This is a genomic window from Streptomyces sp. SP18CS02 (genome assembly GCF_036322365.1).
Classification (GTDB): Bacteria; Actinomycetota; Actinomycetes; order Streptomycetales; family Streptomycetaceae; genus Streptomyces.
In genome coordinates this window covers 1-23,445 of record NZ_JAQYXC010000269.1, presented here as the reverse complement: position 1 = coordinate 23,445, position 23,445 = coordinate 1, and the positions used below count along the sequence as shown (strand labels likewise).

The window sequence follows — 23,445 nt, the reverse complement described above, 5'->3', positions numbered from 1 at the left end:
CATTCGCGTGCGGCCGTGGGCTCACGCGTCATCGGGCGACGGCCTTCGGGAGGAGTGCGCCCGGCGCCCGCCGGCGAACCGTCCGGCGGGGCACAGTACGGCGGCGGGGATGACGAGCGCGAGGAAGACGCCTGCCAGCATGTGCAGCCCGGGCGCGGCCGGCAACCTGAGTGCGAGGAACCCGAGCGGCGCCCACCACACGAGCCCGCCCACGATGACCACCAGCCCGCCCATCCTGGCGATGGCGACCAGCAGACCAGTGACGATCAGGGCGATGCCGCTGATCAGCCAGACCAGGCTGAGCAGTTGCAGGATGTCCATGACGTTTCCGGGGTCGCCGGTGAGGTCGGGGGAGGTCTCCACCGCCCGGCGGGAGGCGTCGAGCGTCACGCGGAACCGGACGAAGTAGGTGACCGCGCACAGCCCCGCCCCTGTCGCGGCCATGCCGCCGGCGATGCGTACAGCGGGATGGACCAGGCCGTCGCTGATCACTTCCCAGCAGCGGATGGCGAGGGTGATGACTTTGCGGTTGCCCATGAGACTGAACAGGAGGCGATGTATCACGGTTCTCCGGAGCGGGGAGGGGACGGCAGACGATGGGGCCGGGAGGGCTGGTCAGGTGGCGGGAAGCAGGAGCAGGGTCCCGGCATAGAGGGCGCTGAGCCCAGTGGCGACGGCGGCCGCGCGCGGCCAGGGAGCTCGGACGACGGCCCGCCCGGTGCCGAGAAGAGCCGCGGCGAGCAGGCCGATCCAACCGTCGAAGCGGGTCAGCGTGGGAACGGCGTCGGCGGCATCGACCCACCCGAACAACGGCGCGACAAGCGCAGTACCGATGAGCTTCGTCAGAACGAAGCCCAGCCAGGCGACGGTGAAGGCCCGGCGTGCGCGGGTGAAGTCGCTGCCGGGCGCCGCCCACCGGGCCGCCGCCGCGCCTGTGACGCCGAATACGGCGGCCAGTACACCGACCGTGGCGAGGTTGGCGAGCAGCGCGGTGCTCCAGCCGATGGCGGCGCCGATGTCGACGGCGCCGTCGGGAGCGTCGGGCAGCCGCACGGCTATCTCGTTGCGGATCTTGTCCCAGAGCGGCAGTGACGCCGCAGCCGTACAGAGCAGTACGGCTGATACGGCCAGAGCGTGTCCGCGTCTGCTGTCCACCAGCCGTCCTGCGAAGCGCCCTTGCTGCTCTGGTGCTGGAATGTCCGGCGGAGCGGTCGTGGCGGTCGGATCCTCCCGATAGGCCGGCAGGCCGGTCATGTGCTCACCCATGTCTCAACTCCCGCTGCTAGTACCAGTCCTGCCACGGCAACCGCCCACAATCGGCAGGCGTCGACACTCTGGGACCACCAGGCGGTCCGGCGCGGATGCCCCCGCAGGCCGGAGCGCGCCCCCGCCAACAAGGGCACCAGTCCCGCGCCTGCGGACAGCGCGATCGCTGCCAGCTCCAGTGGCATATGCGGAAGCAGATGCCGGATGGTTCCGGCCGTTCCCAGGACCGGGGCCGCCTGCCCCCAGCCGTAACCGGCGAGCGAGCCCGTGATCAGGGCGGCGGGGATCGTTGCCAGGCCCAGGGTCACCACGCCGAGGAAGAGGGCAGCGGAGACGCCGATGTTGTTCATGAGGATATCGAGGAAGAGCGTCCAGCCGGGTTCCTGGTTCACCTTGGTCAGGCCGGTCGAATCGGCCGGCGCGTTCCACCACCCGAAGGCAAAAGCGCCGAACCAGAGCAGCGCTCCGCATGAAATGCTCATCCACTGTCTTCGGAACAGTGAGCCCGCCTGTGCCCCCATGGTGCCCGTCCGTCGTCTCGTCGCTGCTCAGCCGTGCAGGTTTTTGTTCCGGTCGTCGTCGGACGACCGGGAACACCGGTTTCCGCGAGATGGCGGAAACCGGTGTTCCGGTCTGTCCTGCGCCCGTATCAGGCGATGAAAGCCTTGCGGCCGCCCTTCTTGATGGCCTGCTTCGCTGCCCAGATGAGCACGGAGCCGATCGCGAGGCCTCCGGTGACCAGACCGATGGCCGAGGCGACATCCATGCCGGCCATGATCGAGGTCCAGGTGGTGGACGCCGACTCGCTGCTCATCTTGAAGGAGCTCTTGAGGAAGAACGGTGCGGCTACGGCCGCGACCATGAAGGCGCCGAACACCGAAAGGGAAACGGAGGCCACCGGCAGGGCGCGACGGACGGTCGAGCGGTTCATAAGAGAATATTTCCTTCCCATATACGGTGGACGTGGAAGTCGCACCGTTGTCCGGGCACAAATAAGGCCCTGGAAAGGGCGCAGACGGATGTGACCGGACGCGAAAAAGTGATGCAGAGACAGACGCTGCGCGCGGGCCCGTCATTTGTTGCCGGTGTGCCGGCGCGGCGTGTGATGATTTTCCGATGCGGTGCGGGTCGTGCGCTATTGCCCCTTAGGGCAATGCCCACGGATTCCGTTTCAGCACAACGGTTTCTCCGACGAGCCTTCCGGCTGGGCGTGGACGGTAGGACCAGCCGCTTCCCGCCCGGGAGCATCGCACCTGTGCCGCGGCCCCGGACTCCCGGCGCCCCCGCCCCATGCGGCAGCCGGGCCCGGCTCTGCCCCGGCAGCCTGCTGGCGAACCCCTCATCCACGATCGACTTGGGGAGGGGCGGGAAGCCCTGGTGAGCCGAGCAGGTCGTGATGATGCAGCGAGACGAGAGTCACCTCGACCCGTGACTTGAGCTCCAGCTTTCGCGTGATGCTGGTGATGTGTGCCTTGACCGTGCGCTCGGCGATCCCCAGCCGCCTGGCCAGCAAACGGTTCGACTCGCCACCCCCAAGAACCCACAACACGTGGCGTTCGCGTGCGGTGAGCGTCTCCAGGGCAGCTGCTTCGACTGCGACGGCGGTGGAGACGGCGGTGCTGGTCGCACGCAGTATTGCCTGTATCTCGGACATGCCCGTTCGGTGTTCCCCTCTGCACACTTCGGTCCGCCCGTGGCGGCCGGTGACCCACGCCGGAGGCGTTCTCCTGGTCAGGGAGCCGCAGCAGACCGGCATGTACGATTCTGTTGTTGCTTGTTTGTTAATGTCAATCCATGTTGGAGATCTTCCTGGCGTGGGCCGCGGCTCGGGACCCGTCCAGCGCGCCCGCCCTTGCGGCGAACGTGGTCGGGTGATCGAGGCACGTTCGGCGGTCCAGGACCTCCGGACCGGTACCGCCCGGCCTTGAGGTATGCGCACGGTGGGCGCCGCACCGACGTGGAGAGGGCCGCCCGCGAAGGAGCGCATCAGGGCGTGGTCCCGGCCCGGTTCAAGGCGGGTCGGCAGGCATCCCACGGGGTGTCCACCGCGTTGATCCGCAGGTATCCGTCGTGTGCGGCGAGCCAGGCGACCGCGGCATTCCGCGCCCGCGTCCTTCCATCCGGCGCGACGGCGTCCCCCAGGCCGACGCGTACGCGACCTCGGTCCCACCGCGGAGCGGCGATCCACTGCGCACCCCGCCGCTGGCCGCGTCGTCGCGGCGGCAGGAGAATCCGCGGGGGCCGCCGTACGCGTGGACGGCCGGATGATCGACCGGCCCTGCTGGGCCCCGACGGGGCAGGAAAGTCCACGCTGCTGGCTGTTGCCGCTTCACACCTCGAACCGACTCGCGGAACCGTCACCTGGAGAGGACGCAACCCCGCAGCACGCCGAAACCTGACGACGTATCGCAAGGCGGTGGCCTGGCTGCCGCAACAGAACGTTTCGATCCCGGGACTGACGGTACGTGAGCAGGTTGCCCACGCCCGGCTGGTTCAAGGGCATGAACCGCTCCGATGCCCGGTGCGCGTCCGCCTCCGCCCTCGCACGCGCCGGCCTGAGCGACCTGGCCGAACGCCGCAGCCACCAGCTCTCAGGCGGCCAACTGCGCCGCATGGGAATCGCCGGAGCGCTCACCCACCGCAGCGAGGTCATCCGCGTACGGGCCCGAAAGCATGTGGCCACAGCCACTCACGCTCATGTTCCCTGCAGGGTTTGAGCCCCCGCTCAGCGAGGCGCAGCTCAGCTGGCTCCAAGCAGAGTGGGATGCCCCCTCAGCTTGATCCGAAAGAGACGCCCTGGCCAATGTCCGCGCCGATCGACGCCGTTCGTCGATGGCCGCGACGAGGACGGTGGCCTCGTAACGGACTACGAGTCGTCGTACACCGGGTGTCGTAGCCGACGGGCACAGGTGGTTGCCTCCTCGGGCCGCTGCCGTGACAGGTGCTCGTAGAAGGGGAAGGATCAGGCCGGAGATCCACCGAGCCGGGGCCGGCCAGGTGGCGAGGGACGACATGCGCGGCCTGGGCGCGGTTGTTGCCCACCCCACCGATCAAAACTCGCCAAGAACAGGGAACCACGCCGTCTGGTTGCCCATCCTGCTGGGCATGACAAAAACGAAGGCCGTCTCGATAGGCATCGCGGCCATGGCCGTACCCCTTGCCCTGGGGGGCACCATAAGCCGCCTCCCCCAAGCCTCGGGAAGCGCTCCCGCCGCCACCACACCTCGAGCATCCTCCCGAGCGGAGCATCTGCCCAAGGCCCGATCGGCAACGCCGGAGAGACCGAAGGGCCAGTCGGCCAAGCCAATGGCGACGCATCCTGTGGTGCAGAAGCCCGGGCCCACCACGCCGGCCCAGCCGCAGCTCGTCCAGTACCAGCTCCCGCCCGGCGCCATCCGGAACATGTCCGACGCCTCACGTGCGGGGCCGTCCCAGGCGCATGGTGTCCTGGGTATACCGGCCGGAACGGGCCCCCACCCGGTCGTGGTCGTCGTGCACGGCAATCACACCACCTGCGTGATACCGGGGGCGAAGGCCGACGGCGTGGTGGCCCGGCCGGTGAAGGCGGCCTGGCCGCTGGTCTGCGCGGACCCCAAGTCCAAGAAGCTGGAGGAGCCCGGCGTCGGCCCGGACTACCCGCGCCACGGCGCAGGCGTTTCCTACCTCTTACAGGCCCTGGCCCGGAAGGGCTTCGTCGCCGTCGCCATCGAGCCCGGTACGACCGGCTAAACGGTCAGCCACAAGGTCCCCGTTCTCAGCATCCGCGGCGCCTGCAACGAGGACACCGGACCCGACGCAGGGTTGGACGAGATGAAGGCCCTGGCCACATCACGCACCACCCCAGTGGCCGCCGACGTACTGCTCGACGTCCCCGGCCACGCCACGCTCAACACCAACCTCGACCCGACCAAGAGCGACGGCGGCGCCGGTGCCCGCCGCGCCTCCAAGGTCACCCAGCCGGCCGCGGCACGCGACCAGGTCGCCCAGCTGACCGCCGACTTCCCGCAACAGGCACTGCGCGAGGCCACCGCGTACAGGCTCCCCGCCCTGAAGGGCCCCGCCCCCACCGCCCGCTACCTCAACACCAACGGCCCCCGACCCACCTTCGTCCCCTCCACACCGCGGTCCTGCACCGACCCGCTCACGATTCGCGAGGTCACCACTCAGCAACACCTGCTCCCGCCCATTCCCAAGAACCTCACCATTGCCAAGGGCGAGCCCGGCTGATCCTCTCGCCGCCCCAGAACGACACTGAACAGTCAGGCCCGTACGGTCTCGTCGTCGATCACCCCCGTACGGGGCCCTTCCTCGCAGAGGCGCCCTTCCGCCGGCCGGCGCATTGGTGATGCGGCCTGGAAGCCGCGGGTTCCCTGCCGCATCACCACGGGGCCGGTTCGTGTCAGTCGGGATCCAGGGGCGTGTACCACTCGGTCGGCACCTCCTGGAGAAGGCGGTTCGTCGCCCTGGCTGTTCAGGTGCAGCGCGGACACGCCCGTATCGGCTTTGACCGCTTCCGCTTGCAGCTGGGTTTCGGCCACCTCGTCATCGTCCACCCCGCGAATGGGGGTGGCGCGTCTGCGAGATGAGCCCCTCTTCGCGCGGCATTAGGCGCATGTCTCCCAAGGCCGACAGCTCACCTCTGGCTCTGCCCGGGGGCGGCAGGGGAGGGATTCACCCCTTGGCGCCAATGGCAGCCCGGCCCCTTTTTGTGACTGCTGTGAGGCCGTTCGCACCCATCACCAGGCACCTTGGGCACAGACATCGGTGCGGCATCAATGGCATCAAGTCCCGCTTTAGTCAGATCTATTGACAGCGCATCAGAACAACCACACAATCTGGCCAACCGATGTGTGAACGCAAACCGAACGGGGCGGCACATCGGCGTCACGCGAAGGCGGCACCCGGCAGACCAACCGGGCGGCCGCAGCCGGAGCTCGCCATCCGTTGCTTCCTGCTGTACGGCCTATCGCCTTCCGCTCCCGGCAGACGCGGCTTGACCCGCCGCCAGTCACACGCCCCTCCGTCATGCCTGTACAGAACTCCAGAGGTAGTCACGTCATGCACCAAAGGACCAAGCGGACGGTGACGCTGTTCACCGCGCTGTCCGCCACCCTGCTGTCCGCGCTCGGAACCGGCGGTACCGTCCAGGCCGCTCAGGCTCCCCAGCCCGTTCCGCAGAGCGTCGAAAACGCCGCGCAGTTCACCACCACCGAGGGCAAGCCCCTCCACGCTCACGGCGGTGGCATCGTCAAAGTCGGCCGTTATTACTACTGGTTCGGAGAGAACCGGAACCCTGACAACACCTTCCGCGCGGTTTCCGTATACCGCTCCACAGACCTGAAGCACTGGACCTTCAGGAACCACGTCCTCACCCAGGCGAGCCACCCCGAGCTGAGGCATGCCAACATCGAGCGCCCCAAGGTCATCCACAACAAGCGCACCGGCGAGTTCGTGATGTGGATGCACAAGGAGAACGGAACGGACTACACCGAAGCACGTGCCGCGGTCGCCACTTCCACCAGCGTCGACGGCGACTACACATGGAAGGGAAGCTTCCGCCCCGAGGGGCACATGTCCCGCGACATCAGCACCTTCGTCGACACCGACGGCACCGGCTACATGATCTCCGCGGCGAACGAGAACGCCGACCTCCACGTCTACCGTCTCAATGACGCGTACACCGGCATACAGTCCCTGACCCAGAAGCTGTGGGTCGGTCAGTCCCGCGAGGCGCCGGCCATGTTCAAGCGCGGCGGGATCTACTTCCTCCTCACCTCGGGCGCCACCGGTTGGGCCCCCAACCAGCAGAAATACGCCACCGCCACCAGCATCACCGGCGCATGGAGCGAACTGCGGGACATCGGGGACTCCACGACGTACCGCAGCCAGACCGCTTACGTCATCCCGGTGCAGGGCGTCAAGGGAACCGGCTGGCTCTACATGGGCGACCGCTGGGGTGACTCCATGGGCGGCAAGGTCAACGACTCCCAGTACGTCTGGCTTCCGCTGAAGTTCCCCACCAGCACCTCCATGACCATGGACTACTCGCCCCGGGTCGTCATCGACACCGCCCGAGGAACCGTGGAGGGCATCAAGGGGACCTGGGAGACGCTGTCCAACCGCAACAGCGCCAAGTGCGCCGACGTCGGCAACTTCGCGATGACGAACGCGGCGCAGTTGGTCCAGTGGGGCTGCGGCAGCGCGATCAACCAGCACTTCCGGTTCAGGAAGCTCCCGAACGGCAATCACGAGATCATGGCCAGGCACAGCGGCAAGTGCCTCGACATCAGTGGCGCTTCCCACAAGGACGGCGCGCTCGCGGTACAGAACACCTGCAACGGCAAGGACTCCCAGCAGTGGAAGCTCAGGCCGACGGACGACCCCGGCTACCTCCAGATCGTCGCACGCCACAGCGGTAAGTGTCTCGACGTGGTGAACCAGTCGACCACTGACGGCACGGCACTGGAGCAGTGGACCTGCAACGGAGGACGCAACCAGCACTGGCAGCGCACCGCGGTCTGACCGCCGCATGTCTCCGGCGACCCGCCCCAGGCGGGCGCCGGGGGCGTGCACCATGTGGTGGACGTAGCAGCTGTCGGGGCGCGCACGTCAGCACGACGCAGACCCGCACTGACCGGGCCGGCCCCCCAGGCCTGTAGTTGCCGCATTGCAGGCGACTTGACCACGCTCCTCGCGTCTGACTCTGGCCGCCATGCCGTATGCCGTGAAACCTGGCATGACGTCGGTGATGGCAGCGACGGGGGTCGGACTTCTGGACCGCGCTCCTCGCCCTTCAGGCGGAGGCAGATCCTTCGTGGAGTTGATGCGGTCTCGCAGGTCGCCCAGACACAGTGGAGGCATGAGAACCCACACGGCGCACATCAACACGACATCGACAGAACGGCCTGTTCCCCGGTGGGCTGCCGCAGCAGCCCATGCCATGCCTCTGGTCGCACTGCCCGTGTGCCTGTGGCGTCTGCCCATCGCCTTCGGCTACGGCATGGGCGGGGAGGTGCTGCCTCCGTCACCGTGGAACATTCCCTATGTCGTCGGACTCAGCGTTCTGTCCGAGATATTCGCTCTGCTCAGCTTCGGCTTGGTCCGTTGGTGGGGCGAGGTCGTGCCGACCTGGGTTCCCAAGCTGGGGGGCAGACGCGTACCCCCCTTCGCGGTGATCCTCCCCGCGACGACAGGAGGCGTCTTCTTCTCCGCGCTGATGGTTGACTGGGTGTTCGGGGCCTTCCGCCTTGGCGGTGCTGACGGATTCCCCTACGCCGAGGGCTGGGACGTGCTGGCGATGACGGTCAGCGGTCTGTTCACCTTGTGGGGCCCCCTGCTGCTGGCCCTGACGTTCGCGTATCACCGTCGCCGCCGCTCTCACTGAGCTGCTACCAGCGCTCTGCACGGAATCACGGTCAGAGCCCTCGCGGGCAAGGACACCCGGCCTTGAGAGAACGGGCCCATGAGTTCGAACGACAGGACCGCGCAGGCCGAGTGCCGCTTCGGAGTCCGGTTCCCCGAGGACTACCGACACTTCCTGACCACGGAATGGTTGCTGACGCAGTCTCTCCCCACCGGCCCCGGGCCATGGGACCGGGGCACCGGACGCCTGTGCAGCGCGTGGCAAATGTCATGTCCGCATCATGCGGGAACGGTCATGCAGGAACGGGAAGGACGTGCTGAACGGCATGCCCACTTTGGGAACGGTACGCAAGAGAGGCGGGGTGCGACACTCCGCACCTCCTTACCTATTGGTCTGCGTCATGTCCTGGCGCTGCTTTTCGTCGCGGTCCCCGAGTCCGCCGTGGCTCAGGGCCGCGCGGCGGCACCGGGCCGCGCGTGCGCCACTCACGCCACGTCCTCCGCCGGCGACGCGGGCGCGGAAGGGCTCGTGGCCCTGAGCATCGACTGTGCGAGCGATACGCGCGACGACCTGCGCGCGCTGGCGAAGAGCGACGACGACCTGGTCGTGGTGGCCGACCTCAAGGCCCCGCCGCGCGGGGAGCGGATACGCGACCTGACCAGGGATCTGGTTGCTGAAACGCATGCCGACCAGAGCACAGGCATGACTCTGGGGGAGTCGTTCACCAGGATTTTTCAGCAGAACAGCGTCGGGCTCTATCCGCCTCATGAGGCGGGCGCCGATTTCGACGGGGAGTTGACCGCCGTCGACGACAGCCTCGTGCTGGTGCTTTCGGCGGACGGCGTCAGCACCTCGGCGAACGCCTGGCAGAAGTTCATCGCCGGTGCCCTCGGCACGGTTGTCGGCATCCTGACGACGACGGTGTGCCCGCTCGCCTTCAAAATGTGGGCGCGCCGGCGGCGGCTCCGGTGTGTGGAGCCCTCGGAGGGGCTTTCGGCTCACTCAGCAACGAGCTGCTCCAAGCCCACTTCGACGGCAGATCGCTCCGGGACGGCGAGGTATGGGGCGAGGCGGTGGCCGCCTTCGTGTGGCCCACGCTCCAGGGTGCCTTCGGCGGGGCGTTGCTGGCGTACGCCTCCCGGGGCGCCACCGACATGATCGCGGAGATTCAGAAGTTCCTGTGGAAAAGCGCGACCAGGCTGACGAACCTGAACAGCGTGCTGTCCTTCATGGCCGGCAGCTTGGAGGGCGTGGGGCCCAGACTCGTCGAGGCCCTGACCCGGCTCCAAGGGGGCATCAGGGGCACACCCCAGAGAGTGATGATCGTCGGCGACTCCATGACCCAAGGCGCCGAAGGGGACTGGACGTGGCGCTACCGGCTGTGGCAATGGTTCAAGAGCCAGCGCATCGACGTCGACTTCGTGGGCCCGTACAGGGGAACCAAGACCCCGGCCGCCCCGTCGGGCCCTGCCGTGCCGCCGCTTCAAGGAGACCCCCCCACCCCCTCGGTCGACGACCCACCCGTCATGGGCCAGTACGCTGCCGGAGTGTCCCCGGACTTCGACAGGGACCACTCCGCGGTCTGGGGGCGCCAGGCGGCTCAGGACACGGTCCTGATCGGCAGAACGGTAGCGGAGTACAAGCCGGATCTGGTGCTCGTCGGCCTCGGTTTCAACGACATGGGCTGGTTCGTCAGTGGCGCGCAGGGCACGATCGACAGCATGAGGACGCTCGTCGAGAGCGCGCGCCGTCAGACCGGACATCCGGTTCGCCGTGGCCAACGTTCCCCAACGCACCTTCATCGGTGGCCGCGAGGACCTGCCCGCCAGCACAGCCGAGTACAACGACCGGCTCGCCAAGGCGCTCCCCTCCTGGAGTACACCCGTCTCCCCGGTGAAGCTGGTGGACTGGGCCGACGCGTACGACTGCGGTCTTGACGCGTGTCCGGCGGGCTACGACGGCCTGCACCCCAACGCGCTGGGAGAGTTCCAGATCGCGCGGGCCTTCGAGCAGACACTGCACCGCGATTTCGGCATCGGGCATCACGTTCCCGAAGTTCCGCCCACGGCCCCGGCAAGGCCGGCACCCGCCGTTCCCGGGCCCGTCGCCGAGTCCGTCCCCACCGGTATCAAGGTGACCTGGCGGCCGGTCTTCGGTGCCCGCGGATACACCGTCCGCAGCCGCCTCGTGGGCGTCGCCCAGTGGAGCGAGATACCGGTCGCGACGAACCGTTTTGACACGACCTGGACCGCGGACGGCTTGCGGTGGGAATACCAGGTCCGTACCGACCACGGTGGTGACGGCCGGTCGGCGTGGTCGCCGACAGTCAGTGCGGTCTCGCACCCCAGGACCGCAGCCCCACCCGAGAGGATCGTCACCCGCGCCACCGCCACGGGCGTCCGCGTGTCCTGGCAGCCCGCCAAAGGCCCGTACACGGACAACATCGACCGGTACGAAATCATCACCTGGGACAAGGACATCCCTGGCGCGTTCATCAACAGTACGGCGGTCAGGGGCACCTCCGTACACATCGACGGCCTCAAGCCCGGTCACCGCCACCTGGTCGCGGTCGTCACCTGGAACGACGTGGGCGGAGGTCTGCCAGGCGGGGCCAGACCGGTGACCGTGGGAGCGGGTACGCCGGCCACACCCACGGACCTGACGATCGCATCCGTCGACCCCGCGACCGTCCAGTTGAACTGGAAGGTGTCGAAGGGAGCGGCCGGCTACCGCGTGTGGGTACGCAACAACTACAGGGGCGGCGGCTTCACGGCGGACGAATACATCTCGGACACCCCCGACCGGGCATCACCTTCCTGTTCCCCGGCAACTAACTACGACTTCTGTGTCACCGCGGTCAACGGATCGGCGGAATCGGGCAGGTCGAACTGCGTGTCCCTCTCGAAGCCGCCCCCCACGGACCCCATCGAGCCGCCGTCGACGGGCAGGCCTCCGTCGACGGTGGAGAAGGACGTGGCAGGGCTGAGCCCGATGCTCAAGAAGCTCCAGCACGCTCGGTCGGCCCCGAGCCCCACGGGCGGTATGCCGGTGGGCTGAGGAGCGGATGGTGACCCCGGGTGCGCACGCCGCGGACCGTGCGCACCCGGGGCAACCGGAGGCTTCGGCGTGCCGCACCAGGGGACCCGACACCACCGAAGAGGTCGCCGAGTACCTGGTGCCGAGGAAGACAACTGCGTGGAGGGCGAACACTTCCACACCGGTCTGCCGTTCATCGAGGCCGGCCCGTAGACCTACCTCGCGCCGGTCGTGGCCCCGAGGCTCCTCAACCCCCTGTCAGATCCGGCGTCTAGGCTGTCCACAGAGATTCGATCAAGGAGCAGGGCAGTGCGGATAGAGCGTCACCAGGTGGGCGGTTCCGTCGTATCGGCGGCACGCGAGGACTTCACGAACCGCATCGCGGGGCAGGTGCGGTCCATGTCACGGGCCGGCCGGATGGCCACCTACGAGTGGCAGTCGATCGCCGACGACTTCCTCGACTACCTGGGCGCCCTCTCCGTCGAGACACCTGACCTCGACACAGCGGAGGCCAAGACCGCCCTCAAGGACGCCTCCGAGGCCGCGGCCGGCGCCGTCGCCTACGCGGCGTACCACCCGCACTGCAGCTTCCAGGTCTTCCTGGAGTACGTGAACTTCGGCATGAGCTACGACCCGGGGGATGACGCCCCTGAGGAGAGTGTCACGCCCGGGGAGTGGGTCGAGGCGCTCTGCTTGACGGTCCTCAGGGACAAGGCCAAGTGGCACGGTGAGGCCTTCCACTTCGCCCGGCAGAAGTTCGCGGAGAAGGCGCAGGGAACACCCGCCGGCGAGCTCGCCACCGGAATGACGGCCGTGGTCCTGGACGACACCGGCGACGACGCGGAGTACCCGCCGAGCGCGCAGGCCAAGCTCTCCGCCGTCGACGCGGCGCTGGACCGGATCCGTATCCGCGCCGAGGAGACCGGCGAGCCGCTCCTGGACCGGCCGGACAGCGCGGCACTGCGCACGCTGCGCGCCCTGGCCGCCGAGGACAGGGAGGCCTTCGACGCCGCGCTGGCCGACGTCCTGGTCAGGCACAGCACCCTGCACGGCCCGTCGGCCTCCCCGAGCACTCTTCTGCCGCTCGTTCCCATAGCCCTCGCCGCGCTCGCGTACCGGACTCTGGGGTGGGTGCCTGCCGTCAGCTCCGGCTACCTTCCGCACGCGCTGATCACCGGCTTCGAAACCCGGGGCCCGCGGGTCGCGGGGTTCGGCCGCGACCGGCGACCGGACGCGGTCGCCGCGCTCGCCGCGGGCCCGCTGGTGGTGGAGCGGCCGGCCTTCGACTGGACGGTGAGCCCGCAGACCGAGGCCGGGTACGAGGAGCACATCCAGGAGGCGTTCACCGCTGCCGATGGGAAGCCCCTCGCTGTCTGGCGGCTCGGCTGGATCATGGGCGACCAGGAGCGCCTCTTCAAGTGGCGTGCGGGAAACCCCGGCGGGGTCACGGACGTCCAGCTCGCGCACCTTCGGCTGGCCTCCCAGATGGGGGCGGCCCTGTTCCGCATCGCCCTGGCGGAGCCGGGCACCGAGGTCGAGGTGACCATCGACGGCCGCGATCTGCGCTACCCGGCCGAGCGGAAGGAGGAAGCCGGCGCCCACAACTGGCAGAAGGCCACTGCCTTCGCCTTGATCACCGGGACACGCGAGGACCTCGTCCCCCTGGTCCTCACCGGCCCTGCCTTCGCCCGCCCGGACGGCTCCGCCTTCAGCGCGTACCGCGAAGCCCTTCACGCCTATCTGAAGGGCACCGATCCCGAACAGGCCGCGCAGCGCGCGCTGCAGCAGGCCGAGCAGGCCAAGGACTGGGGCTTCGACATGCCGCCGGCCGTGCTGCTGTCGCAGCTCGTGGAAGGCGACGAGGAGAGCTTCAATCTGGCACTGGCCGACGCGCTCGAAGCCCACCGCGACTACTACCAGGTCGCCGACCGCGCCGACGATCCGGACGCCTCCATCAACCTCGACATCCTCGCCCTGGCCTGCCACGCCCGCCGCCGTGGCTGGGACATCCGTGTCGATTCCCCCTACCTTCCGCACGGTCTGCTGCGGGCGGCCGAACCCTTCTAGGGACGGAGTCCGAGGGGCGTGGCGACCCACGCCGGCTGCTGATGGCCGTCGGCGAGGCCCGGGCCAGGGCTCGGGCCAGGGCCGCGGCCGGGTATCTGGAGCCGCTGGAGGTGCTCGGCCGCACCCGCGTGAGGGCTCGCAGCGGGCGATGCGTGCGAGCGGGGCCCGGCGTTCGCGTAGGACAAGGACGCGGCCGGTGAGCAGGACGAGGCGGGCGGCCCAGTGGCGCTGCCCGGTGTAGGCGGCCGCGGTTCCGGCGTGGTGGCGGCGCCCGGACCGCGACATCCGGTCAGGGTGGAGCCGATGTGTCGGGCAGGTGCGGATCGCCCGTGGGGAGGGCGTCGGGAGCCCCGTGGGAGCGCCGCAGTACCCCGGCGGCGGTCCACAGCCCGACCGCGGGCACGAGCCGGAGATGTCGCGAACGCCGCGGGCAGGTCCTGCCCGCGGCGTCCGCCAGGTCGTAGCGGCCCCCGCCGTACGCCGGCTCGACATCCTCGGCATGGAACCGCGCGTCGAGGTCTCCGTGGACAGCTTCCGCGCCCGGCCTGCTCAGACTCCCGGGTCCGGCCTGGCGGGACTGTTCACTCCCGCTCGTACGGCTTCCAGCTGGGCGGCGAACGCCAGACCGAGGAAGAGGGCCAAAGAGGTGAGGTAGGACCACAGGAGCAACGCCATGACCGCGCTGAGGGGGCCGTACACACTGGTGAAGGAGCCGCTGACCCCCACGTACAGGCTCAGACCCCAGGTCGCCCCGTTCCAGAGCACCAGATAGAGGACGGCGCCGAAGGCGAGCCAGGTATAGCCGGGCTGGTCACGGCGCGGGGAGAGCCGGAAGATCGCGCTGGTGGCCAGTACGGCGAGCAGTACTCCGACCGGCCAGCGCAGGACTCCCCAGGTGCGGGTGGTGTCCGGCCCGAGACGGTAGATCTCCGTGAGCGCCTGGGTCAGGTCGGATCCGAGGACGGTGAGGAGGAAGCTCATCCCCAGCGGCAACCCGGCCATCACCGCCATGGCCAGCCCCCAGGAGTACTTGAGCGGAAAGGGGCGGTCGCGCTCATTGCCGTAGATGCGATTGGCGCCGCGTTCGACTTGGCACAGAGCGGTGGTGACGTTGAGGAGAGAGAACAGCAGGCCCAGCCAGAGGGCTGCCTGACCCCCGTCGCCCGCGTGGTGACGGCTCAGTCGCAGCGCTTCGTCGACCATCTCCTGGCTGGGACCACTGGTGATCCGGCGAATCGTCAGCTCGGCGACCCGGCCGATGCCCTCCGTGTGGAGGACACCGGACAGGCCGATGGCGGCGATGGCCAGCGGGACGAGGGACAGGACCGTCTGCAGCGCCAGGGCTCGCGAGTGGCTGAACCCGTCGGCGTAGCGGAAGCGTATGAAGGAGTCCCGTGCAAGGCTCCAGCCTCCGTACCGGCGCAAAGCGGCCCATGCCTCGTCGCCGGACAGTTCCTCGCCCAGTACGTCACGTCTCTGCGGTACGCGAGTGGCGGTGCCCATCATCGTCCTGTCTGTGTGTGCTTCGGGGATCGCGTCGGGTGGGGGAGCGGTTGCGCAGCGCGCGCGGCCAGCTCCTTCGGGGCCGGGAGCCCGCTGTGCCGGTGACGGGTGGACCCGGTCCGACGGCCGGCGGGCCCCATGCCCACCTGAGCCGCCGGGTGAAGGGCCCGCTCCCCGCCCGGGGAGCGGGCGGACAGAAACACGGAACCCACGATGATCAGCGTCAGGGCGCCGTTGACCAGACCACCCACGACATCGGTGGGGTGATGCATGCCCCGGTACATCCGCGACAGCCCCACGGCGGCGGGAACGAGCAGCAGCACCAGGGCGGCATACCGCCAGGCACTGCGCACACGGGTCAGCGACAGCACGGCCAACCCTCCGTACAGGGCGACGGACGCCCCGACGTGACCCGACGGAAAACTCGACGTCGGCGGGGCCATGTCGAGGTGGGGCACGTCGGGCCGCGGCCGTTGCACGCACAGCGTGACCACGAGGAAGGTGGCGGACTGCACCGCGACCGCCGCGCCGAGAAAGGCGGCTTCCCTCCCTCTCCGCCCGCCCGACAGCGTCAGCAGAGCGGTGACGCACACGAGCGTCATGCCGACGACAGCCTCGGTGCCGGCGAGTGCCGAGAACCACTCCGACAGGCCGTCGACCGTGGAACCGCGAAAGGCGAGGGCCCCACGGACGACTCGGCCCTCCACGGCGGTAAGCCGGTCGCCCTCCTGGGCAGAGGTCACCGCGATACCGAGCCCCACCATCAAGGTCATCTGCACCGGCACCAACGCCACAAGCCAAGAAGGCCTCACGCCCGCGCCGCTCCCCGTCACCATGGAGTCCTCGTTGCCCGTGGCCGCCGGATGATGTGTCCCGGGCGGCCTCGATCAGGTTCCGGGCAGCGGCTCCTGGTCGACCACGTGCTCGGGCGTGGGGGGAGGCCGGCGGGATGGGTCGCAGGTGGGCCCGTAGCCGGTGAGGCGGGATTCGGGGCTGGTGAGCTCGCGGCCGCAGCGCCGGCAGTAGCGGTGCCGGTAACCGGTGACGGGGTCGTCGAGCAGGGCGGGTCGATGGGGCACGTGTCGTCGGGGCATGATCACATTCTCCCGGCCGGGGCTGCGAATACTCGCCCGGGGGGAACTGATCAGCCACGAGCACACCACCACGGGTTCCGTGAAGCTTGTCCAGTCGGGGGAGGGCACTCGTACGCTGCGCATCGAGGGCCTCGACACGAGCAACGGGCCGGACCTGCGCGTCTGGCTCACCGACGCGCCGGTCACGGCGGGCAAGGCGGGCTGGCACGTCTTCGACGACGGCAAGCACGTCAGCCTCGGCAGGCTCAAGGGCAACAAGGGCAACAAGGGCAACAAGGGCGATCAGAACTACGCGCTGTCCTCGGACATCGACTGGAACGCCTATGTGAGCGTCACCATCTGGTGCGACCGCTTCGACGTCTCGTTCGGTGCTGCGGAGTTGTCTCCCGCCTGACAGACCTGTCTGGACGTGCGCACTGCCCGCGCCCGCCACCTCCGCTTGTCCCGGGCACCGGCATCGTCGTCCACGCCGACGGGCAGCCGCGGCGAGCCGTGGAGCGCACGCCGCCCGAGCGGGGAGGTCATCGAGCCGGGCCTGCCTCGCGCCGCTCTTGGTGACCGTCAACGACCTGGCGGCCTTTCAGACGGTCAGCCACAGTGCGACGCAGCTTCATCCAGCCGTGCCTCGGCCCACTCCGTATCCGGCTGCTCCCGCGCGTGGGGCAGCCCCACCGGCGAGACGTAGCGGGCTGCTCGCCTTCCGCACGCCGGGCAGTGCTTCCACGGCCGCGGCCACCGAGGCCTCCACGTGCCGTTCGGCTGTCAGCCCGGCGTGCTCATCCCCGCTGCCTGGTACCAGGTCCTGGCGCAACCGCCCTGGCGACAGCGTGGCGGAAGCTCTGAAGGCGACCGTCGGTGATGCGCCACGAGGCTATGACTGTCCACGTCACGATGGCGCTGCGTAACAGCGGATGGCCACCGTCTGGTGCGGACTCCACTGCTGCTCGACTGTGGCCATCAGCTCCCAGCCCAGCCGCTCATACAGGGCTGCCGCCGCGGTATCGGATGCGACGACGTCGAGCACCGGATGCAGGCCACGACGCCGTGCTTCCTCCACTGCTCGGCCGACCAGCAGTGCACCGATCCGATGTCCCCTCGCCTGTGGGGCAACGAACAGCCTGCTGACCACGGCGGTCATACCCCGAGTCACCCCGTTCCGATCGCTCCACAACGTCGGGGCCAGATCGCCTTCGCCGCCTTGCGACAAACTGACATGCCCGACCAGGCCGCCTTCGAGTTCGGCAACCCAGGAGCCCAGCAGGGGGCCGCGTGACAGCCACTCGCCGGGCTGATCCGGCCAGTTCACCGGATAGCCGTCGCGCGCATGGACCTCCGCGAGGACCCGCACGCACTCCCCAACATCGCCATCAGCCCTATACCGGACCCAGCGGCTCGGCCTCTCATCCGGCACCCCGGAGCTCTCGACGTTCACGCGGGCATAGAATCACAGGCCACAGAGGCACAACCAGCCACTTTCGGTACAGACCTAGGTGACTCAACTATGACTGGTCCTCGCTGGCGCTCCTCGACCTGCTCGCAGCTGCGTTTCTGATCGCCGGCAAGCGTCGTGGGACAGAGCTTGTCCGCGCCATCATGACGAGCGACCTCGCCGCCGACTGGTACGCGACCTATGGCATCCAGCACAGCAACCTTGCCGCTCAGCTCGGCCTCCAACGAGTTGTCGCCTTCTGCTGCATTCGTCTTGGGAACAGCGCCCTTCGTCTGGCGGCACCTCAGTTGACGAGATCGGGACGACGGCAGTCGCGTCGCTTCTCGTGATCGCTGGGACGGACAAATGCGCACTGCCATCCAGGTAGACGGTCGGTTTGGTGACGCCCCGAGGCCGCCTCGCGGGTTTGAGCCCGGTGCCGCGACTGACGAACCTGGCGAAGAGTCGTGTCCTACCGGCTCGAGGCGCGGCCAACCGTCCCCGCCACGTCCTACTTCTCCTCCGGCTCCCAGGCGCGGAGCAGGTCGAGCAGCCCTGCGTCTCCGTCAACGTGCAAGGAGTCGGCCTGGATCCGGTCGTACAGGTAGAGGACCAGCTCGCTGGCCGTGCCATGGACGGAGGCGCCGGCTGCATTCGAGTCTTCGCCGGTCGCGCCGGTCGCGGCGGTGGGTGCGGGGATGCGGGTGACGCGTGCGCCGTCGCCGTCGACGGTGAGGCGCCAGGAGCGGCCCTCGGCGGCGTGGAAGTCGAAGGCCGTGGGCTTGTGCGGCCAGGCACTCGGCGTTGCGCAGACGGTGAACAGGAACTCCTCCACACCGTCGAGTGCCAGCTCGACCGGCAGCGGCTGCGGGGAGCCCCCGGCGTGCTGGGCGTCGTAGGTGTGCACCGCGGTCTCCTGGACCCGGTGCCGGGCGGTGCCTCCGGCGGTCTGCGGTGACTGCGATGCGGGCCACCACGTCCAGCAACCGCTCTCTGGGCCTGCTTCGCGCAGGGCGCCCAGCAGAAGCTGCGTCGACGCGTCCAGCCAGGCCAGCAAGGCCTCACGCTCCTGCGGCACTTCCAGCGCGGCGCGCGCGGCGACGGCCTCGGCCGGGGGAGCGTCGGCAGACCCCGCGCCGACGATGGCGGCCCAGAAACGGTCTCCCCCACCCAGGTGCTTCACCAGATCGAACAGCGTCCACCCGGGGCAGGTCGGCACCTGCGCGTCGAGACCGGGCGCGGCGGCGACCACGGCGCGGAAGGCGGTCGACCGTTCATCGATCAGTCGCAACAGGTCAGGGAACTCAAGGTTCTTTTCCACGCCGGATGTCTATCACCGTGCTCCAGTGATCGGACAGCGATTTTCACAGTCGCCGCCGGTTGGCCAGTGCGGACGTCCTCGCCTCCCACCGCTCGGGTGACAAGCTGCGCACTGCTGCGAGGACGCTGGTGGTGGCGGTACGCCAGGCGTCGTGCCTGTGGGTGTTCTGGCCTCGCCATGCGGCCGGGCACGTCGGCGACGTGACGTCCACCCGGTGCGCGCGGTCATGCTGCCGCTCGATGTGATGGACGCGGAGGTCACGATGGCGGGGGAGGACCGGTCTCCTCAAGTTCGGAACAACAACAGCCAGTGAGCACCCCCACTTCGGCCCATACGTGCCTGAGCGGTGGTGCTCCGACACCGATCAAACACTCGTGCCGGCTGACTGGATCGAGTACCAGGCTGGCTCAAGGCCCTGGTCTGCCACCTGAACGTGGGTGCGGCGAGCATGGGCGCTGGCTTGCACTGCCCTGCACATTCCCCAGGAGCGGGACCAGGTCGTACCTGAGGAGGAGGCCAGCGGTATCCGCATCGCGCGCTTTCGCAGCTGACCGCGACCGGCCCCGGATGTCAGTGGCAGCCGCAAGCGACGCCCCCCCCCGGCTCGCGGCCCAATCGGGTGCTATGCCGGAGAGGCCGGCGAGCCGCTGTACGGACTGTCGACCGACTTCACCGACTGGACGCAGGCTGGCCAGCACTGCGGCCACGCCGACACTCTCCGCGAGCGAGTTCTCGGCAGCCCCGCACCGGGCGGCTGAAGCGGGCTCCCTACGGTAGGACCAGCCTGGGCCACGAACTCGGGGTCCTCGGGTTCGCACCGAAGCGTCGGCTTCTCAGCCCGGATCGCGCGCTGAGGGTGGCCGGAGAAGTCGCCGGACCCTGGCGACCGCTCCACGGCTCCCGTCCCGTCGGCGGCACGTACGCCGGGGCTCCCGCACCGGTCCCCGGCCATCGGCGGGACCGCGCCGCTGACCGGTACGGCCGGTGAGCAGATCCAACCCGAAGCCAGCGTGTGATGCTGGACTGCGCGTCTCGAACATGAGCCCCGCCCCGCCGACGCACCACCAGGGTCAGGCCGGTGTCCCGGCAGGAGCGCGGGCGGCGTCGAGGACGTCGGTCAGGGGAAGCTGCAGGGCGGCGGCGATCTCGACCAGCTCCTGCTCCGTAGGAGGAACGGGGCCTTGGGCCCCATCCTGCGCGAAAACCCTGATGCGGGGGGTGCGAATACCGGTCCGGTCCGCGAGAGCCTGGGGGGTCAGGTGCCGGCGGCGCATGGTTCCTTGCAGAAGTTCTCCAAGATCGGCCATGAATCTCGCGTGCCCCCGTCGGCCGCTGGCATACGTGTGGCAACCCGTTTGGAGCAGTGCAGCCGAGGACGCTCACCGCCGTCCCCTACGGCAGCCCGACGCCCGGACCCTCGCCCAAGCCCTCCACCAGGAGCAACTGGCCACCTACGGCACCGCCGACGACCCCGAAGCCACCGAGAACGCGGAATTCGACGCCCCCAACGGCCTGTTCCTCGTCGTCCGGCTCAGGGACGGACCGGCACTGGCCTGGGGTGGCTGGCGCACCCTCAACACCTCGGCCGCCGAAATCAAACGGATGTACGTCGCACCGCCCGCGCGCGGGCAGGGACTCGGGCGCCGGATCCTCGCCGCTCTGGAGCAGGACGCGCTCGGCCGCGGCCGCACCGAGATCCTGCTGGAAACCGGCATACGCAACGTCGCCGCCCTCGGCCTGTACACCGCATGCGGCTACAAGCTGATCCGCTCGTACGTCCCCGGTCGCAACTCCGAGATCAACCGGGCACTCAGGAAGGTCATCCGGCGGCAGCCGGCGTCCCACCCCCACACCAACCTGCTCATGTAGCCCGCTGCAGACCCAGGGGCCGTGGCCGTCCGCTCACCACCAAGGCCATCGCCAACCTGAACCTGCTGCCCCAGGAGCTCTCCACCGTCCTGCGTCGGGCCCTCGACAGGGGAGACATGCTCGCCATGCCATGTAGGCGCGGACCGATGCTCGGTCGGCAGGGAGGTCCACCAGCCCTGTGCCGACCACAGCATCATGGATTGCTCCGGGGACGCTCAGGAGCGCGGGTCAGGCTGAAGGGAAACGGCGCCGGAAGGATCTGGTCGGCGGCCGCGGCTGCTGGGACGAGGCGCTGTCAGAGCGGACATTGCTGGGCCCGCGGGAGCGTCCGTGAAGCCGGGCAGGAGGAGGCGGCCGCCGTCCGAGCGGCCCCGGCCGGAGCCGGGGCGATCGCCACCCGTCCCCCGGGTCCGTGGGGGAAACACGCGCGACGGCGGTCCTTCGATCCCTCACCGCTTGTGGCCGTTCCCGTGTCCGTTCGGATGCAGGACCACCTTGGTCCAGCCGTCGTCACGGGCGTCGAAGTGCTCGTAGGCGGTAGGGGCCTCGTCCAGGCTGAGCTCGTGGGAGACGACGAAGCTCGGCGTTGCCTTCCCGCCGGCGATCAGGTCCCGCAGTGCCCGGTTGTACTTCTTCACCGGCGCCTGCCCGGTGCCCATGTGCTGGCCCTTGAACCACATCATGCCGAAGTCGAGCGGGACCTTGCCCTGCGCCTCCAGCTCCCCCTGGGCCTCGGCACCGCCGGGGTCCTCGGGCAGGAACACGCCCACCACGCCGATGTCGCCGGTGAACCTGACCGAGTCGATCAGTCCGTTGAGCGTGAGGCTGGCGTCCTCGTGTCCCTCGGGGTCGTGTGCCTGGTAACCGACGCATTCACAGCCGTTGTCGGCGCCCAGACCGAGGGTGGCCTCCTTGACGACCTCCGCCGGGTTCTGCTCGGCGGTGTTGATCGGGATGGCCCCTATCTCCTCCGCCTTGCGCAGCCGGTCGGGCTGGTGGTCGGCCACCCAGACGCGGCCGGCGCCCTTGAGGAGGGCGGAGTAGGTCGCCATGAGCCCGACGGGACCGGCCCCGAAGACGATCGTCTGGTCGCCGGGCTTGACGTGGGCCATCTCGGTGGCGTGATAGCCGGTGGGGAAGATGTCGGCGAGCATCACGTAGTCGGTCTGCCGGTCGGCGGCGTCCTCCCCCAAGCGCAGCGCGTTGAAGTCGCCGTAGGGTACGCGCAGCAGTTCCGCCTGACCGCCCTGATAGGGGCCCATGTCGGCGAATCCGTAGGCGGCTCCCGCGAGAGCCGGTTCCGGCTGCATGGTCAGGCAGTAGTTGGTGAGACCCTGCTCGCACTGCTTGCAGAAGCCGCAGGCGATGTTGAAGGGCAGGACCACGTATTCGCCGACCTGGACCTTGCGGACGGCCGAGCCGACCTCGACGACCTGGCCCAGGTTTTCATGTCCCAGGGAACGGCCGGGCTCGAACGAGGTGCGGCCCTCATACATGTGCAGGTCCGAACCGCATATGTTGGTAGTGGTGATCTTGACGATGATGTCACAGGGGTGTTCGATCTTCGCGTCCGGTACGTCCTTCACCGTGACCGTTCGCGGGCCTTCATAGACCGCTGCTTTCATGATTGCTTCCTTCGGTGTCCCGGCACGACCACAGCACGGCGGCGATGGAGACGGCGGCCGACTCCCGGCAATTGATGCGGCGGGATCCATTGCTCCGACATGCCTCTGCGGGTCGCTCACCCGGCGGGTGGAAATGTGCCGCCGGCCGGTCGTCGGAGCCCCGGCGCTCGGCGGCGGCACCGGGCGAGTCCCCCTGGGCCCTCGCGCCAAACGCCCCCACACCGATCGACCAGCGGAATCCCCGGACCCGGACGGCCACGGCCCGGGTCCGTGGCCGGTACTCCGACCGCTCGGGTCCGCCGGGTTGTTCGGGCCGCGGTGACGAGGGGGCGCCAGCTCCGGCTGTTGCCAGGTGACAGGTGGCTGGCTGCCGGTCGGGACCCTGGCGCCCGTGGTCGTCCTGCAGCATGTGGCGTCGTTCCTGTTCCCGCTTGGAGTAGGCGGCGGCCCGGATGGCCTCGTCGCTCTCCAAGCCGGAGCCCAGCGCGCCGCCCACTGTCGCGGTCGAAGCGACGAACCATGACAACGTCCAGTAGTCCGTGGCGTGCGGCGGGGTTCGTGTCATGGAAGCGAACACCTGGTCACTGAGGATGAACAGCGCCCACACCACGTTGATGAGCATCAAACCCACGTAGCAGACGAGCACGCCGATACGCACGGTCAGGACCGTCGACGTGTTGTAGAGCCTCGCCCTCTGCCTCGCCTCCGGGGAACCCTCTGCCGAGCGATGTCACAGCTGCGCGTCCACGATCAGCCAGCCGATCATGAGCGCGACAGAGCCGACCATGGCGATCACGAGGCGCGGGGTGCTCAGGGCCTCAGCGAGACTCCAGACGGTGGAGTTCACGGTGGCGACCGCTCCCGTGGCGAGT

Annotated in this window: 23 protein-coding genes and 2 pseudogenes; 10 read left to right on the top strand and 15 right to left on the bottom strand. The window is 69.1% G+C overall.

The window, feature by feature from the left end; translation table 11 throughout:
* Window positions 1–21: 21 nt before the first annotated feature.
* The 5 genes from PUR26_RS09470 to PUR26_RS09450 form a co-directional block, all read right to left on the bottom strand.
* On the bottom strand, window positions 22–537 hold the full coding sequence (locus PUR26_RS09470; RefSeq protein ID WP_329871106.1) for a hypothetical protein: 516 nt from the start codon (window positions 535–537) through the stop codon (window positions 22–24).
* Between the two features lie 78 nt (window positions 538–615).
* Complete coding sequence (locus PUR26_RS09465) at window positions 616–1,155, bottom strand: hypothetical protein (protein ID WP_329871104.1); 540 nt, start codon at window positions 1,153–1,155, stop codon at window positions 616–618.
* A 95-nt stretch (window positions 1,156–1,250) separates the two neighbouring features.
* Window positions 1,251–1,748, bottom strand: coding sequence for a stage II sporulation protein M (locus PUR26_RS09460; RefSeq protein ID WP_329871102.1), 498 nt, complete (start codon window positions 1,746–1,748; stop codon window positions 1,251–1,253).
* 167 nt (window positions 1,749–1,915) lie between these two features.
* Complete coding sequence (locus PUR26_RS09455) at window positions 1,916–2,197, bottom strand: hypothetical protein (protein ID WP_329871100.1); 282 nt, start codon at window positions 2,195–2,197, stop codon at window positions 1,916–1,918.
* 408 nt (window positions 2,198–2,605) lie between these two features.
* Window positions 2,606–2,920, bottom strand: a complete 315-nt coding sequence (locus PUR26_RS09450) for a response regulator transcription factor (RefSeq protein WP_329871098.1) — start codon at window positions 2,918–2,920, stop codon at window positions 2,606–2,608.
* Here PUR26_RS09450 and PUR26_RS09445 point away from each other — a divergent pair.
* The 3 genes from PUR26_RS09445 to PUR26_RS09435 all read left to right on the top strand — a co-directional run bounded on the left by PUR26_RS09445 (window position 2,816) and on the right by PUR26_RS09435 (window position 5,493).
* On the top strand, window positions 2,816–4,162 hold the full coding sequence (locus PUR26_RS09445; protein WP_329871525.1) for an ATP-binding cassette domain-containing protein: 1,347 nt from the start codon (window positions 2,816–2,818) through the stop codon (window positions 4,160–4,162). The two genes, PUR26_RS09450 and PUR26_RS09445, sit on opposite strands and share 105 nt — an antisense overlap.
* 410 nt (window positions 4,163–4,572) lie before the next feature.
* Entirely contained in the window at window positions 4,573–4,995 is a 423-nt protein-coding gene (locus PUR26_RS09440; protein ID WP_329871097.1) for a hypothetical protein, read from the top strand.
* A gap of 81 nt (window positions 4,996–5,076) precedes the next feature.
* Window positions 5,077–5,493 (top strand): hypothetical protein, encoded by a 417-nt coding sequence (locus PUR26_RS09435; protein ID WP_329871095.1) that lies wholly within the window; start codon window positions 5,077–5,079, stop codon window positions 5,491–5,493.
* A gap of 32 nt (window positions 5,494–5,525) precedes the next feature.
* On the opposite strand, the gene PUR26_RS09430 is transcribed toward PUR26_RS09435, so the two are convergent.
* Entirely contained in the window at window positions 5,526–5,819 is a 294-nt protein-coding gene (locus PUR26_RS09430) for a hypothetical protein (protein ID WP_329871094.1), read from the bottom strand.
* Window positions 5,820–6,324: 505 nt separating this feature from the next.
* Between PUR26_RS09430 and PUR26_RS09425 the strand changes: the two genes are divergently transcribed.
* From PUR26_RS09425 to PUR26_RS09415, 3 genes are all read left to right on the top strand, one after another.
* Window positions 6,325–7,788, top strand: coding sequence for an RICIN domain-containing protein (locus tag PUR26_RS09425; RefSeq protein WP_329871092.1), 1,464 nt, complete (start codon window positions 6,325–6,327; stop codon window positions 7,786–7,788).
* A 418-nt stretch (window positions 7,789–8,206) separates the two neighbouring features.
* Window positions 8,207–8,650, top strand: a complete 444-nt coding sequence (locus PUR26_RS09420) for a hypothetical protein (protein ID WP_329871090.1) — start codon at window positions 8,207–8,209, stop codon at window positions 8,648–8,650.
* 507 nt (window positions 8,651–9,157) lie between these two features.
* Window positions 9,158–9,787 (top strand): hypothetical protein, encoded by a 630-nt coding sequence (locus PUR26_RS09415; protein WP_329871088.1) that lies wholly within the window; start codon window positions 9,158–9,160, stop codon window positions 9,785–9,787.
* Window positions 9,788–9,797: 10 nt separating this feature from the next.
* On the opposite strand, the gene PUR26_RS09410 is transcribed toward PUR26_RS09415, so the two are convergent.
* On the bottom strand, window positions 9,798–9,968 hold the full coding sequence (locus PUR26_RS09410; protein ID WP_329871087.1) for a hypothetical protein: 171 nt from the start codon (window positions 9,966–9,968) through the stop codon (window positions 9,798–9,800).
* Between the two features lie 434 nt (window positions 9,969–10,402).
* On the opposite strand from PUR26_RS09410, the gene PUR26_RS09405 reads away from it, so the two are divergent.
* Together PUR26_RS09405 and PUR26_RS09400 are read left to right on the top strand one after the other, a co-directional pair.
* Entirely contained in the window at window positions 10,403–11,686 is a 1,284-nt protein-coding gene (locus tag PUR26_RS09405; RefSeq protein WP_329871085.1) for a fibronectin type III domain-containing protein, read from the top strand.
* 309 nt (window positions 11,687–11,995) lie between these two features.
* Window positions 11,996–13,732: an immunity 49 family protein gene (locus PUR26_RS09400; RefSeq protein ID WP_329871523.1), complete on the top strand. Its 1,737-nt coding sequence runs from the start codon at window positions 11,996–11,998 to the stop codon at window positions 13,730–13,732.
* A 549-nt stretch (window positions 13,733–14,281) separates the two neighbouring features.
* Here PUR26_RS09400 and PUR26_RS09395 read toward each other — a convergent pair.
* From PUR26_RS09395 to PUR26_RS09385, 3 genes are read right to left on the bottom strand one after another with little or no spacing between them, the layout of a single operon-like run.
* Entirely contained in the window at window positions 14,282–15,235 is a 954-nt protein-coding gene (locus PUR26_RS09395) for a YihY/virulence factor BrkB family protein (protein WP_329871521.1), read from the bottom strand.
* Entirely contained in the window at window positions 15,235–16,071 is an 837-nt protein-coding gene (locus PUR26_RS09390) for a phosphatase PAP2 family protein (RefSeq protein WP_329871083.1), read from the bottom strand. Before PUR26_RS09390 ends, PUR26_RS09395 begins: the two co-directional genes overlap by 1 nt.
* Window positions 16,072–16,122: 51 nt before the next feature.
* Window positions 16,123–16,329, bottom strand: coding sequence for a DUF6011 domain-containing protein (locus tag PUR26_RS09385; protein WP_329871082.1), 207 nt, complete (start codon window positions 16,327–16,329; stop codon window positions 16,123–16,125).
* A gap of 19 nt (window positions 16,330–16,348) precedes the next feature.
* Between PUR26_RS09385 and PUR26_RS09380 the strand changes: the two are divergent.
* Window positions 16,349–16,723: pseudogene (locus PUR26_RS09380) on the top strand (DM13 domain-containing protein); the annotation flags it as partial.
* A 492-nt stretch (window positions 16,724–17,215) separates the two neighbouring features.
* Here the strand turns inward: PUR26_RS09380 and PUR26_RS09375 are convergent.
* The 3 genes from PUR26_RS09375 to PUR26_RS09365 form a co-directional block, all read right to left on the bottom strand.
* Window positions 17,216–17,677, bottom strand: a complete 462-nt coding sequence (locus PUR26_RS09375) for a GNAT family N-acetyltransferase (protein WP_329871519.1) — start codon at window positions 17,675–17,677, stop codon at window positions 17,216–17,218.
* Between the two features lie 592 nt (window positions 17,678–18,269).
* Window positions 18,270–19,079 (bottom strand): maleylpyruvate isomerase family mycothiol-dependent enzyme, encoded by an 810-nt coding sequence (locus PUR26_RS09370; RefSeq protein WP_329871081.1) that lies wholly within the window; start codon window positions 19,077–19,079, stop codon window positions 18,270–18,272.
* A 1,070-nt stretch (window positions 19,080–20,149) separates the two neighbouring features.
* Window positions 20,150–20,353: an XRE family transcriptional regulator gene (locus tag PUR26_RS09365; protein WP_329871080.1), complete on the bottom strand. Its 204-nt coding sequence runs from the start codon at window positions 20,351–20,353 to the stop codon at window positions 20,150–20,152.
* Between the two features lie 67 nt (window positions 20,354–20,420).
* Here PUR26_RS09365 and PUR26_RS09360 point away from each other — a divergent pair, with 67 nt between their 5' ends.
* Window positions 20,421–20,948 (top strand): GNAT family N-acetyltransferase, encoded by a 528-nt coding sequence (locus PUR26_RS09360; RefSeq protein ID WP_329871078.1) that lies wholly within the window; start codon window positions 20,421–20,423, stop codon window positions 20,946–20,948.
* A gap of 449 nt (window positions 20,949–21,397) precedes the next feature.
* On the opposite strand, the gene PUR26_RS09355 is transcribed toward PUR26_RS09360, so the two are convergent.
* Both PUR26_RS09355 and PUR26_RS09350 read right to left on the bottom strand, forming a co-directional pair.
* The gene (locus tag PUR26_RS09355) at window positions 21,398–22,573 is read right to left on the bottom strand and encodes a glutathione-independent formaldehyde dehydrogenase (RefSeq protein WP_329871076.1); all 1,176 of its coding nucleotides are present in this window, start codon (window positions 22,571–22,573) and stop codon (window positions 21,398–21,400) included.
* A gap of 388 nt (window positions 22,574–22,961) precedes the next feature.
* A pseudogene (locus tag PUR26_RS09350) lies at window positions 22,962–23,445 on the bottom strand (hypothetical protein); the annotation flags it as partial.

Coding starts and splice junctions, on each gene's coding strand:
- PUR26_RS09440 (WP_329871097.1), top strand. CDS start 4,573: ATGGCGACGCATCCTGTGGTGCAGAAGCCCGGGCCCACCACGCCGGCC.
- PUR26_RS09355 (WP_329871076.1), bottom strand. CDS start 22,573: ATGAAAGCAGCGGTCTATGAAGGCCCGCGAACGGTCACGGTGAAGGAC.
- PUR26_RS09395 (WP_329871521.1), bottom strand. CDS start 15,235: ATGGGCACCGCCACTCGCGTACCGCAGAGACGTGACGTACTGGGCGAG.
- PUR26_RS09365 (WP_329871080.1), bottom strand. CDS start 20,353: ATGCGCCGCCGGCACCTGACCCCCCAGGCTCTCGCGGACCGGACCGGT.
- PUR26_RS09455 (WP_329871100.1), bottom strand. CDS start 2,197: ATGAACCGCTCGACCGTCCGTCGCGCCCTGCCGGTGGCCTCCGTTTCC.
- PUR26_RS09450 (WP_329871098.1), bottom strand. CDS start 2,920: ATGTCCGAGATACAGGCAATACTGCGTGCGACCAGCACCGCCGTCTCC.
- PUR26_RS09410 (WP_329871087.1), bottom strand. CDS start 9,968: ATGGAGTCGCCGACGATCATCACTCTCTGGGGTGTGCCCCTGATGCCC.
- PUR26_RS09385 (WP_329871082.1), bottom strand. CDS start 16,329: ATGCCCCGACGACACGTGCCCCATCGACCCGCCCTGCTCGACGACCCC.
- PUR26_RS09470 (WP_329871106.1), bottom strand. CDS start 537: ATGGGCAACCGCAAAGTCATCACCCTCGCCATCCGCTGCTGGGAAGTG.
- PUR26_RS09420 (WP_329871090.1), top strand. CDS start 8,207: ATGCCTCTGGTCGCACTGCCCGTGTGCCTGTGGCGTCTGCCCATCGCC.
- PUR26_RS09435 (WP_329871095.1), top strand. CDS start 5,077: ATGAAGGCCCTGGCCACATCACGCACCACCCCAGTGGCCGCCGACGTA.
- PUR26_RS09390 (WP_329871083.1), bottom strand. CDS start 16,071: ATGGTGACGGGGAGCGGCGCGGGCGTGAGGCCTTCTTGGCTTGTGGCG.
- PUR26_RS09425 (WP_329871092.1), top strand. CDS start 6,325: ATGCACCAAAGGACCAAGCGGACGGTGACGCTGTTCACCGCGCTGTCC.
- PUR26_RS09460 (WP_329871102.1), bottom strand. CDS start 1,748: ATGAGCATTTCATGCGGAGCGCTGCTCTGGTTCGGCGCTTTTGCCTTC.